Here is an 11,944-nt window from a genome sequence, read left to right on the forward strand (position 1 = left end):
TGCCCCGTGCTCATTCGCTGGATGAAATATCCGGCGGATATCGAGTTGGTTATTGTGCCGGTGATTTGTCCCGATTATTTGTATCGATCATCCCCGTTATCGTCTGGAGACTGCCATGCAATCAGAAACAATTGGTGAATACGAAATCGAATGTTCCGGGCTTCAATTGCCTGACAGCGAAGGCTGGGTCGCCAACCTGGCGATCTACGCGCCTTCCTGCAATCCCATGCATAGAAACGATATCTTCCCGTCGCAACGGGTGGCGGTCGACGTCGTCTTCGCCAGCGAAAAAGAGGCAGAAGCCGAGGCGCGCACCCACGCCATAGCGCTGATAGAAAAAGGCCGCAAGAAAGAAGTGCATTGAAAACCTGATGAAAAAGCGCGGTAAGGAAAGGTAACAATCGACAGAATTCGACAGAATAAAAGACATTGCAAACAGCAACGGGTAACATGATTACCGTCGTCATATTTATTCAGCGAGGAGAGCAGGATGCAACTTGGCATGATTGGTTTAGGGCGCATGGGCGCCAACATGGTCAGGCGTCTGACCAAGGGCGATCACCAGTGCGTGGTTTACGATTTGCATCCGGATGCCGTCAAGGCATCGGTGCACCCCGGCGCGGTTGGCGCGTCATCATTACAGGATCTGGTCAGCCAGCTGAAAGCGCCGCGTGTGCTATGGCTGATGCTGCCGGCGGCCGTGGTCGATGAAAACCTGGCGCTGCTGGTGCCATTGCTGGAAGCAGGCGACATCGTGATCGATGGCGGTAATTCTTACTACCATGACGACATCCGCCGTGGCGCCGAACTGAAAGCCAAGCAGATCCATTACGTTGACGTCGGCACTAGCGGTGGCGTGGCAGGTTTTGACCGCGGCTATTGCCTGATGATCGGCGGCGAGACGGAAACGGTGCAGCATCTGGCGCCGATTTTTGCAACGCTGGCGCCTGGGGCAACTGCCGCCACGCCTACGCCTGGTCGCAACAAGGGTGGCAGCAGCGCCGAGCAGGGCTATCTGCACTGCGGACCGCAAGGCGCAGGGCATTTCGTCAAGATGGTTCACAACGGCATCGAGTACGGCATCATGGGCGCCTATGCCGAAGGTCTGAACATTCTGCGGCACGCCAACGTCGGCAAGCAAAAGAGCGAGGCCGACGCCGAAACCACGCCGCTGCGCCATCCGGAACACTATCAGTACGATCTCGATCTGCCAGAGATTACCGAGCTTTGGCGGCGCGGCAGCGTGATCGGTTCCTGGCTGCTGGACCTGACCGCAAGCGCGCTGCTGAAAGATCCGACGCTGGAGAACTACGCCGGCCATGTCTCCGATTCGGGTGAGGGCCGGTGGACCATCAACGCCGCGGTCGACGAAGCCGTGCCGGTGCCGATTCTGAGCGCCGCCCTGTTTTCCAGGTTCAGTTCGCGCGGTGAAGACGAGTTTTCCAACAAGGTATTGTCAGCCATGCGGCAAGGCTTCGGCGGCCATGTCGAGAAGCCCGTCAAGCCTGAGTAATGACAGCATGTGAGCCGGAATAGCGCAGCGCATTCCGATAAACGCATGTCCAGCTGCCGTTTGCCCCGGCCAAGGCCGGGGCCGGCATCCAGCCAGCCATGCGCTGGAAGGTGTACTCCGGAGGCGATAGCCGGCGCGCCTGGCGTGACCTGTTTGACGGTTTTTTTTCCGTGTTAGCTGGCTGCGTTGATCCGTCGCATTTATCTGTCGCATTAACCCGAAACACCAGGAATCACATCATGATAATCAGTCCCCTGGCCGGCAAGCCGGCTCCCTTGGCGTTACTGGTGGATGTGCCGAAACTGGTCTCCGCCTACTACACCAATATTCCCGATCCCGAGGTGGCCGAACAGCGCGTGGCGTTCGGTACTTCCGGCCATCGCGGTTCTTCTTTCGATTGCAGTTTCAACGAAGCCCATGTGCTGGCCATCAGCCAGGCGATTTGCGCCTACCGCAGCAAGCAAGGCATCAGCGGGCCGCTGTTTATCGGCATCGATACCCACGCACTGTCAGTCTCCGCATGCGCTAGCGCGGTTGAAGTGCTGGCGGCCAATGGCGTCGACATCATGCTGGCGGAAGGCGACGAATACACGCCGACGCCAGCCGTCTCGCACGCCATCGTCAACTATAACCGCGGACGCAGCAGCGGCCTGGCGGATGGCATCGTCATTACGCCTTCGCACAACCCGCCGGAAGACGGCGGCTTCAAATACAACCCGCCCAACGGCGGCGCTGCCGATACCGACGTCACCGGCTGGATCGAAGCCACTGCCAACGGCTTCTTCAAAGGCGGTCTGAAGGATATCAAGAGAATGCCGCTGCAAAAGGCGTTGCGGCTAGACACCACACACCGCTACGATTACCTGAATACCTATGTCAACGAGCTCGACCAGGTGATCGACATGGCGGCGATTCGCGACGCCGGCATCCATCTGGGCGTGGACCCGCTCGGCGGCGCCGGCGTCCATTACTGGCAACGCATCGGCGAGCGTTACAAATTGAACCTGAGCGTGGTCAGCGAAGAAGTCGATCCGACCTTCCGTTTCATGACGGTGGATTGGGATGGCCGCATCCGCATGGATCCCTCATCTTCCTACGCCATGCAACGCCTGCTGGGAATGAAGGATCGTTACGATATCGCATTCGCCTGCGATACCGATCACGACCGCCACGGCATCGTCACCAGAAGCGCCGGCTTGATGCCGGCCAATCATTATCTGGCGGTGGCCATCGATTATCTGTTCCAGCATCGCAGCCATTGGTCGCCCGCCGCCGGCGTCGGCAAGACCGTGGTCAGCAGCCAGATCATCGATCGCATCAGCGCCCGCCTTAAACGCAAGCTGATGGAGGTCCCGGCCGGCTTCAAATGGTTTGCCGGCGGCCTGAGCGACGGTTCACTCGGCTTCGGCGGCGAGGAGAGCGCCGGCGCCACTTTCCTGCGGCTGGACGGTTCGGTCTGGACCACTGACAAGGATGGCCTAGTGCCGGCATTGCTGGCGGCGGAGATCACCGCCCGCGGCGGCCGTGATCCGGGCGAAGTGTATCGCCAGCTGGCCAGCGAACTCGGCGATCCGGTGGCGACCAGGGTAGAGGCAAGCGCGACGCCGGCGCAAAAGAAAATGCTGGCCGCCTTGTCGCCGCAGCAAATCCAAAACACCGAGCTGGCCGGCGAAAAGATCGAAAGCATCATCAGCAAAGCGCCTGGCAACGGTGCGCCTATCGGCGGCGTGCGGGTGACGACCGCCGGCGGCTGGTTTGCGGCGCGGCCTTCCGGCACGGAAGATATCTACAAGATCTACGCTGAAAGTTTCCATGGCGACGATCATTTGCAGCGCATCGTGAAAGAGGCGCAGGCGATCGTCGACGCCGCGCTGGCCGGTACTTCGCAATCGCCAGCGGCAGCCGCAAAATGAATCAGAGAGTGCTAAGCGAGACCCTTGAGTTGAACCTGCTGCAGCATGAGTCCTTCAGCTACTTCATGCACGAGACCAATCCGCAAAACGGCCTGGTGATCGATAAGACCGCACCAGACTGGCCGGCCAGCATCGCCGCGGTCGGGCTGGCGCTGGCGGCTTATCCGGTGGCGATCGAACGCGGATTTATCACGCGCGCGGCGGCGCTCGAGCGGGTGCTTGTCACCTTGCGTTTTTTCTGGAACAGCCCGCAAGGGCCGGAGCCGGACGCCACTGGCTACCATGGTTTTTATTATCATTTCCTGGACATGCAAACCGGCCGTCGCGCCTGGAAATGTGAATTGTCGACCATCGACACCACATTTTTTGTTGCCGGCGCGTTGGCCGCCGCCAGCTATTTCGATGGCGCTGGCGCCGGGGAAGAAGAATGTCGCACGCTGACGGACGCCTTGTATCAACGGGTTGATTGGCCGTGGGCGCAAAATGGTGGCGGCGCGGTATCGATGGGCTGGAAGCCCGAATCAGGTTTCTTGACCAACCGCTGGGACGGCTACGATGAAGCGCTGTTGCTGTACGTGCTGGGATTGGGCTCGCCTTCGCATCCGTTGTCGGCTGACAGCTATTGCGACTGGGCATCGGCCTACCAGTGGCAATGCAGCTACGGCATAGATTACGTCTACGCCGGTTCGCTTTTCACCCACCAGTTATCGCATATCTGGGTCGATTTTCGTGGTATCCAGGACCAAGCCATGCGCACCATAGGTATCGATTATTTCGAGAACAGCCGTCGTGCGACCCTGGTGCAGCAACGGTATGCGATAGACAATCCTTATGGCTTTGCCGGCTATAGCGAGCGTTGCTGGGGCATCACCGCCAGCGACGGACCGGGGCCGGCCGTGCTCGACGTCAAAGGCACCAAGCGCGAATTCTACGATTATGTGGCGCGCGGCGTGCCGCTCGGTCCGGACGACGGCACCGTCGCGCCGTGGGTGGTAGTGTCTTCATTGCCGTTTGCACCGGAGATCGTGCTGCCTACCATTGATTTTTTTATCCACCAGGTCGGCTTGAAGGCCGGTAATCCCTATGGTTTCAAGTCCACCTTCAATCCGAGCTTCCCATGCAATTGCGATAATCCCTACGGCTGGGTGTCGCCCTGGCATTTCGGCATCGATCAGGGGCCGATCATCCTGATGATCGAGAACTACCGCAGCGGAATGCTGTGGAACTTGATGCGCAACTGCCCTTATGTCGTCAAGGGCTTGCAGCGCGCCGGCTTCACCGGCGGCTGGCTGGAGCCTGCAACAAACTAAGCGCCGAGCAGAGCCAGCGCGCGCTGGCAGACGTTATCGACGGTAAAGCCGAATTCGCGCATCACCACATCACCCGGCGCCGAGGCGCCGAAATGGTCCAGCGCCAGCACCGCGCCGCGATCGCCAGCATAACGCTGCCAGCCTTGCGATACGCCAGCTTCCACGGTCAGCCTGGCGCCGATTTCCGGCGGCAATACCTGGTTGCGATAAGCTTGATCCTGCTCCTCGAACAATTCCCAGCTCGGCATCGAGACGATCCGCACCGAAATATTGCGCGCCAACAGTTGCTGGCGCGCGGCCACGATCAGCGTCACTTCCGAGCCGCTGGCGATCAGGATCAGGTCAGGTTTGCCGCTCGGGGCATCCGCCAGAATGTAGGCGCCGCGCCGCACACCGTCGGCTGCAGCAAATTGCGCGCGATCCAGGGTCGGCAGGTTTTGCCTGCTTAATACCAGCGCCTGCGGCCGTTTGGATGCTTGTACCGCGACGCGCCAGGCGACCGCGGTTTCATTGGCGTCGGCCGGGCGCAGCACCACCAGGTTAGGCAGGGCGCGCAAGCTGGCAAGCTGTTCCACCGGCTGGTGGGTGCCGCCGTCTTCGCCAAGTGCGATGCTGTCGTGGGTAAAGACATAGATGACGTGTAATCCCATCAATGCCGCCAGCCGGATCGACGGCCGCATGTAGTCGGAGAACACCAGGAAGGTCGCGCCATATGGCAGCGTGCCGCCGTGGGCGGCCATGCCGTTGACAATTGCGCCCATGGCGTGTTCGCGCACGCCGAAATGCAGGTTGCGGCCGCTACTGCTCCAGCCGCCGGCGTCGGCACCCTGGCGGTCGCCGCCGACGATGGCGGACGGCTCGAAATCGCCCATCCCTTTCAATGCGGTAAACGTCGACGGATCAAGATCGGCCGAACCGCCGATCAACGCCGGCAAACGGGCAGCGATGGCGTTCATCACCTTGCCGCCGGCGACCCGGGTCGAGATGCCTTTGGCGTCCGCCGGGAAACTGGGGATGTCGGCATCCCAGTCATCCGGCAGCGCCGTTGCACCGCCGCCCATCAGTTGTTGCAGCTCCCGTCCAAGTTCAGGAAACTGTTTTTGATAGGCCGCGAATTTTTCTTGCCACGCGGCTTCTGCCTTGGCGCCGGCTTCCCCGTTTTCCAGAAAATGCACACGCGCCTCTTCCGGGATATAAAAAGCCGGCTGTTCCGGCCAGCCCAGATGTTGCTTGGTCAGGCGCACCTCGTCGGCTCCGAGCGGCGAACCGTGGGCTTCGAAACTGTCTTGTTTGTTTGGCGAACCATAGCCGAGATGAGTGCGCACCAGAATCAGCGAGGGACGCCTGGTGTCGTTGCGCGCCGCCTCCAGCGCTTTGTCTATCGCGGCCAGGTCGTTGCCATCCTCAACCAGTTGCGTATGCCAGCCATAGGCGTCGAAGCGTCGCTGCCGGTCTTCGGTAAAGGTGATGTCGGTGCCGGCGGACAGGGTTACCTGGTTGTCGTCATACAGATAGATCAGCTTGCCCAGCTGCAGATGGCCGGCCAGCGACGCCGCTTCCGAGGCGATGCCCTCCATCAGGTCGCCATCGCTCACCAGGCCATAGGTAAAGTGATTGATGACATCCAGGCCGTCGCGGTTGTAGCGGGCCGCCAGGTTGGCCTCCGCCATCGCCATGCCGACACCGTTGGCAAAACCCTGGCCAAGCGGTCCGGTAGTCACTTCAACCCCCGGCGTCAGGTCGCGCTCGGGATGGCCGGGCGTGCTGCTGCCCCATTGCCGGAATTTCTGCAACTGCGCCAGCGGCAAGTCATAACCGGTCACGTGCAGCAGGCTGTATAGCAACGCCGAACCGTGGCCTGCCGACAGGATGAAACGGTCGCGGTCGAACCAGTGCGGATTGGCGGGGTGATGTTTGAGAAAACGGCTCCACAGCACATAGGCCATCGGCGCCGCGCCCAGCGGAAGGCCGGGATGGCCGCTGTTGGCTTGCTGAACCGCGTCGACCGAGAGGAAGCGCAAGGTATTGACGCAGACGTTATCGAGCGTAGAAACGGAAGACGTTGAACTCATTCTGCAGCTCCTTGAAATCGCTGGTTCGGCTCTGTCGCCAGAAGCCAGCGCGGCGGGGTGGTCAAAACAAGATAATACCCTTTACGGGAGCTTGCTTTGCGTAGCGTAGTTAACTGACGGGGTGGTGAAGAATGCGGCAGGGTGGTGCTGGTATGTTTCCCGACCGCCAGCCCCGGTAGTCCGATATTTACACTCACGTCTTGCGCCAAAACCGCGCGTAAAACGTTGCCATCTTCAAAGCGCGCAGCGTACTTATCGCTAAGCTCAAACTGCCTGGTTTTCGGAACCCGGCAGGGAAGATGTAGTTACTGTAATCGCCTGCAACGGCTTTATCTGTTCGCTGAGCCACATAGAGGAAAAACCAACTTCAGCCTCCGGCTATGAGCTGATTCAAGAGTCGAGTCGGGCTGAAACGACTTCCTGATTTCCTACAAGGAAATCGGTATTTCGCTGATATCAGACCAGAATCGGGTTGATTATTATGTGTTCATGGCAAGGGCGAAGCATCCCTGCTTCTCGCCATTGTGCGGATTGAGAAGAAAGAGCCTCTCTTGCCGCACGTGTTCACCAAAAAATTTGATAAGGAGAGTTGTCATGGGCAAGTACTTATTAGCATGGCTTCTTGGGGTGCCAGCAGTAGTGCTGGTCGTGATCTATCTGTTTGTGCACTGACCGGCCCGTCAACTTGGCGACTGAGGCGCGCTTCACCGTATCATTATTTTCGTAGTAGTACATCTCGCCGGCAAATCCGGCAGATGAAGCAAGTCTTTCAACCAATCGGAGAATTAACATGAACAAAGATCAAGTCAAGGGCGTAAGCAAAGACATCGCTGGCAAAATCCAGGAAGAAGCCGGCAAGCTGGTTGGCAGCAAAGAACAGCAAGCCAAGGGTCTGCAAAAGCAGGTCGAGGGCAAGATTGAAAAATCAGTTGGCGACGCAAAGGAACTTGTCAAGGATATCGCCAAAAAATAAGGTCTGAAGCTGCCCCTCGCCTAATTGCGGGAGGTGGCCAGGCATGAAAAAAGCTGCATCCGGTTTGCCGGATGCAGCTTTTTTTATTGCGGTTGTCAGCGTTTGGCCGAGGATTTGGCCCAGGCGTCGATCTCCGGCATTGCGGCGGATCCGCGCAGCCACGCATGATCGGCAAGGGCCAGCATTTCACGGTCTCCCCGGCTGTCGCCATAGGCGTATAGGGAAGGTGGCCGATCATTGCCGAACCATTGCTGCAACCGCTGCACTTTCTGCGGCCCCCAGCAATTCGGCGAGGCCAGGCGCCCGCTGAAGCGGCCATCGCGGAATTCGAGCTCGGTTGCAAGCACCGTATCGAAGCCCGCGGTCGAGGCCCAATATTTCAGATAGAGCGCGGGCGACGCACTGACCATGACCAGCCGGTGGCCGCGTTGCTGGTGTTCGCGGATCCTGGCCAGCATGTCGGGGCGGATCAGCAACGGCAGTCTGGTTTCCGCATATTCTCTTGCCATCTCATCCAGCTTCGGCTGCGTGACGCCGCCCAGCGTTGCCGCGAGAAATCGGGCTTTGGCGGCGGCGCGGTCACTGGTGCCCAGAAACATCCCCAAGAGCCACGGCGAGGCGCGTACCAGCCCGAGTGCAAAGCGGCCCGGGCCGACCGCATGGCGCACGAAATCGCGCAGGCTGTCGGAGGTGCTGATAGTGCCGTCGAAATCAAAGGCGGCAACTATACGATCAGTTTTTGACGGGACTTGAACTTGCTTGCTTGATACCGGCATTGTGGGATTCCGCTGTTTTTGCGATTATCGCCGCATTGCCTGGCGCTGGCTAGGAGTCTGTCGGACTTAGGATGATCGGCCAGCTATTTTTGCAGCCGATTATCCTAAGTCCGACAGACTCCTGGTACAGGCATGATCAATACCACTGAAGGGTTGCGCCAGCGCCACTGCGGCGCGAGGCGCTCAAAATCAAAACCACTTGCAATTTGATGCGCTTTATCCCAATGTCGCTCTCTACAGTCCAAGGCAACCCGGAGACAATTCATGGCGCAGCTAAAGCGCAATGCAAGCATCATCAACGACGATTGGCGCCGTTGGATAGGCGAGAACCTGGTGCTCGACGCCAGCCCGCAAGATTTGTTCAACATCCTGGTCGCGCAAGGCGTGCCTGCACAAGAGGCGGAGCGCGAAGTACAAGCGGCGCTGGCCAGCCCCTACCTGGTGGGTGCGCGCCAGGCCGGCCAGCGCATCAAGAACCGCCTGAAGAAACATGACTGGGTGCTCGACATCTACCGTACTCTGAGCCGGCAGACTGAAGGCAGCAACGTGATAGAACGCCGCCATCGCTTGTCGCGCGATGAATTCTATCGCCAGTATTATTTGTTGAACAAGCCGGTGATCATTACCGGCATGCTGGATGACTGGCCGGCGCTGACGAAATGGAATTTCGATTTTTTTCGCACGCATTTCGGCAAGCGTGAAGTCGAAGTGCAGATCGGACGTGCGCAAGACGCCAACTATGAAATCAATTCCACCCGGCATAAGCGCAAGATGCCGTTGGCGGACTATCTGGACATGATCCGAGACGCGCAGGAGAGCAACGATTTCTATATGACGGCCAACAACTCCTCGGCCAATCGCCAGGCCCTGGCGGAGTTGTGGCAAGACATCGGGCGCTTGCCGGAATACCTGAACCCGGAGTCGGCGGACGATGGCTTTCTCTGGCTCGGGCCGAAAGGCACGCGAACGCCGTTCCACCACGACCTGACCAACAATTTCATGGCGCAAGTGATCGGCCGCAAGCGCATCAAGCTGATCCCGGCCTGCGAGCTGGCGCATGTCTACAATCATCATCATTGCTATACGGCGGTCGACGGCGGCGCCATCGACTACGAGCGCTTTCCGCTGATGCGTAACGTGCAATTGCTGGAATGCGAACTGGCTGCAGGCGAACTGCTGTTTCTCCCGGTCGGCTGCTGGCATTATGTGGAAGGGCTGGAGGCGAGCGTCACTGTGTCGCTGATCAACTTCCAGCCGGATAACAATTTCGGCGCTTTCTATTCCACCTACGACGAACTGTAGACATGCGCCGATCTGGTTGCCGCAGTCGTCCCTGATAGTTGAAAAACAGCCGTCCGGCATCTTGCCGGCGTTCTATTGCGCCCGGTTGGCATCCTTCCCGGCGCATTTTTCGCAAGTTTGCGCAGCGAATTAGCTAAGATGTTTTTTGCATATCTAAGACCACATGCATACATCTGCAAAAGTGGTATCGGACCTGCTGTCACACTTTTTCCGGCGGATTCACGGTCCGTGCTGAACGAGGTTCGCCGACGGCGTGGGAAAGGGTGGGTTTTTAAAGAATTCGTATTGCCATATGGAATTAAAATCCGAATGAAATTTTCTTTTCGATTTCAAAAAACATAGAATTTTTCAATCCGAAAATTCGCGCAGGATGTAACTGGTATTGCAATCCCACTATGTTTTTTAAACCACTTGACGTTGATTTTTCACGGTTCCATTCTCAGTTCAGCTACGAGTTTGAACATAACGGACTCAGCTTAGGGGTGCGCAGGCACAGGTCGGCTTGACTTGCTTTTCGCACATCATCAACTGATAGAGGAGAAATGGCGCATGAGAACAAAATTAAGTAGTGCCTTGTTGCTGGGAATGATCGGTGGCTTGCTGGCCGGCTGTAGTGATGGCGGCGGTTCTTCCGGAGCCGTAGCGTCCAGCCTGAAGCAGGTATCCGCCTCGGCGAAATCAAGCGTACCGGTTTGCGCCGCGGCCTGGAGCGCCTCGGCGGTCTATACCGGCGGCAATATCGCCAGCTACAGCAGTGTGAACTACACCGCTAACTGGTGGACGCAAGGGAATAACCCATCCACCAATAATGGCGGCAGCGGCAGCGGACAACCGTGGACTTCCGGCGGCGCCTGCACCACAGGTACGCCGACACCTACCCCGACGCCGACACCAACACCAACACCAACACCGACCCCAACACCGACCCCAACACCCACGCCGACTCCAACGCCGACTCCAACGCCAACGCCAACTCCTGGTTTTGTGTTCAGCCCATACAAGGATGTAACGGCCGACGCCAACTGGAATACCGGCGCCATGCAAAGCACGGCAAGCGGCACTTCATTGCCAGTCACCACCTCCATGCCTGCGCATAACAGCGTGCTGACCTGGGCTTTTGCCACCGGCGATTGCAGCAACGAGACCTGGGCTGGCATCACGCCGGCAATGATCGCTACCAACGTTCAGTGGTTTGTCAATGCGGGCAAGAAATACATCGTTTCAACCGGCGGCGCGGCGGGCTCGTTCACTTGTACTTCGGACGCCAGCTTCGACGCTTTCATCAACCGCTATAGCTCGGCCAACCTGGTCGGCATCGACTTCGATATCGAAGACGGCCAAAGCCAATCCGACATCAATAATCTGATCGCCCGGGTCCAGGCGGCCCAGGTCAAGTACCCGAACCTGCGCTTCAGCTTCACCATTGCAACCCTGGCCACCAGCCAGAGCGGTTCGTCGGTTGCGGTAGACATGGGATCGGCTTCGCCTAATCCACTGGGTTCGATGGGGATCACGGTGATGCAGGCGATTCAATCCGCCGGCCTCAAGAACTACTACGTCAACCTGATGACGATGGACTACGGCGCAGCCACAGCCGTCAACTGCGTAGTCAGTGGCGGTGCTTGCGAGATGGGGCAGTCAGCCATCCAGGCGGCGATGGACTTCCGTGGCTTCTACAAAGTCCCGTATGGCCAGATCGAGCTGACGCCGATGATCGGCGCCAACGATACCGCAGGCGAAACCTTTACCCTGGCCGACACCGACGCCTTTTCGGCCTGGGTCAAAGCCAACGGCATCGCCGGCGTGCATCACTGGTCGTTCGACCGCGATACCGGCTTGACATACACCAACCGCTTCATCTCGGCTCTCGGCCTTTGATCTGTCGTTGATTGCCTGATGACAAAGCCGGCTCTTGCGAGCCGGCTTTTTTTTCGAGGATTGATGGACAAGGTTGTGATTCGCCAGCTCCTTTGCCGTCCGTGAAAATCATTTCCCCGCGCACTTGCATAGCCCGTATTTCCCGGGATTTCCCTAAGAAGGGGCGCCGCGCATCCTGAGCGGGCGTTTGAGTCTGCGCCAGCATGG

General features: G+C 58.7%; 9 protein-coding genes. 7 read left to right on the forward strand and 2 right to left on the reverse strand.

Going from position 1 to position 11,944, the window contains the following annotated elements; translation table 11 throughout:
• Nucleotides 1-115 precede the first annotated feature (115 nt).
• The 4 genes from ABI171_RS05690 (at nt 116) to ABI171_RS05705 (ending at nt 4,736) form a co-directional block, all read left to right on the forward strand.
• A complete protein-coding gene (locus tag ABI171_RS05690; RefSeq protein ID WP_348091641.1) occupies nt 116-364 on the forward strand; it encodes a hypothetical protein in 249 nt (82 codons plus the stop codon).
• A 126-nt stretch (nt 365-490) separates the two neighbouring features.
• Nucleotides 491-1,513 carry a phosphogluconate dehydrogenase (NAD(+)-dependent, decarboxylating) gene (gene gnd / locus ABI171_RS05695; RefSeq protein ID WP_348091642.1) on the forward strand — a complete coding sequence of 341 codons (1,023 nt, stop codon included), beginning with the start codon at nt 491-493 and terminating at the stop codon, nt 1,511-1,513.
• A gap of 239 nt (nt 1,514-1,752) precedes the next feature.
• The gene (gene pgm, locus ABI171_RS05700) at nt 1,753-3,426 is read left to right on the forward strand and encodes a phosphoglucomutase (alpha-D-glucose-1,6-bisphosphate-dependent) (protein ID WP_348091643.1); all 1,674 of its coding nucleotides are present in this window, start codon (nt 1,753-1,755) and stop codon (nt 3,424-3,426) included.
• Nucleotides 3,423-4,736, forward strand: coding sequence for a glucoamylase family protein (locus ABI171_RS05705; protein ID WP_348091644.1), 1,314 nt, complete (start codon nt 3,423-3,425; stop codon nt 4,734-4,736). Before pgm ends, ABI171_RS05705 begins: the two co-directional genes overlap by 4 nt.
• Here the strand turns inward: ABI171_RS05705 and tkt are convergent.
• Complete coding sequence (tkt, locus tag ABI171_RS05710) at nt 4,733-6,808, reverse strand: transketolase (RefSeq protein WP_348091645.1); 2,076 nt, start codon at nt 6,806-6,808, stop codon at nt 4,733-4,735. The two genes, ABI171_RS05705 and tkt, sit on opposite strands and share 4 nt — an antisense overlap.
• A 790-nt stretch (nt 6,809-7,598) precedes the next feature.
• Here tkt and ABI171_RS05715 point away from each other — a divergent pair.
• Entirely contained in the window at nt 7,599-7,781 is a 183-nt protein-coding gene (locus tag ABI171_RS05715; RefSeq protein ID WP_348091646.1) for a CsbD family protein, read from the forward strand.
• A gap of 95 nt (nt 7,782-7,876) precedes the next feature.
• Here the strand turns inward: ABI171_RS05715 and ABI171_RS05720 are convergent, their stop codons facing one another.
• Entirely contained in the window at nt 7,877-8,557 is a 681-nt protein-coding gene (locus tag ABI171_RS05720; protein WP_348091647.1) for an HAD family hydrolase, read from the reverse strand.
• A gap of 264 nt (nt 8,558-8,821) precedes the next feature.
• On the opposite strand from ABI171_RS05720, the gene ABI171_RS05725 reads away from it, so the two are divergent.
• A complete protein-coding gene (locus ABI171_RS05725; RefSeq protein ID WP_348091648.1) occupies nt 8,822-9,859 on the forward strand; it encodes a cupin-like domain-containing protein in 1,038 nt (345 codons plus the stop codon).
• A 549-nt stretch (nt 9,860-10,408) separates the two neighbouring features.
• Nucleotides 10,409-11,737 (forward strand): carbohydrate-binding protein, encoded by a 1,329-nt coding sequence (locus tag ABI171_RS05730; RefSeq protein ID WP_348091649.1) that lies wholly within the window; start codon nt 10,409-10,411, stop codon nt 11,735-11,737.
• Nucleotides 11,738-11,944 lie beyond the last annotated feature (207 nt).

The organism is Collimonas sp. (genome assembly GCF_039923675.1).
In the GTDB taxonomy this organism is placed as follows: Bacteria; Pseudomonadota; Gammaproteobacteria; order Burkholderiales; family Burkholderiaceae_D; genus Collimonas.

Coding starts and splice junctions, on each gene's coding strand:
- ABI171_RS05690 (WP_348091641.1), top strand. CDS start 116: ATGCAATCAGAAACAATTGGTGAATACGAAATCGAATGTTCCGGGCTT.
- gnd (WP_348091642.1), top strand. CDS start 491: ATGCAACTTGGCATGATTGGTTTAGGGCGCATGGGCGCCAACATGGTC.
- pgm (WP_348091643.1), top strand. CDS start 1,753: ATGATAATCAGTCCCCTGGCCGGCAAGCCGGCTCCCTTGGCGTTACTG.
- ABI171_RS05705 (WP_348091644.1), top strand. CDS start 3,423: ATGAATCAGAGAGTGCTAAGCGAGACCCTTGAGTTGAACCTGCTGCAG.
- tkt (WP_348091645.1), bottom strand. CDS start 6,808: ATGAGTTCAACGTCTTCCGTTTCTACGCTCGATAACGTCTGCGTCAAT.
- ABI171_RS05715 (WP_348091646.1), top strand. CDS start 7,599: ATGAACAAAGATCAAGTCAAGGGCGTAAGCAAAGACATCGCTGGCAAA.
- ABI171_RS05720 (WP_348091647.1), bottom strand. CDS start 8,557: ATGCCGGTATCAAGCAAGCAAGTTCAAGTCCCGTCAAAAACTGATCGT.
- ABI171_RS05725 (WP_348091648.1), top strand. CDS start 8,822: ATGGCGCAGCTAAAGCGCAATGCAAGCATCATCAACGACGATTGGCGC.
- ABI171_RS05730 (WP_348091649.1), top strand. CDS start 10,409: ATGAGAACAAAATTAAGTAGTGCCTTGTTGCTGGGAATGATCGGTGGC.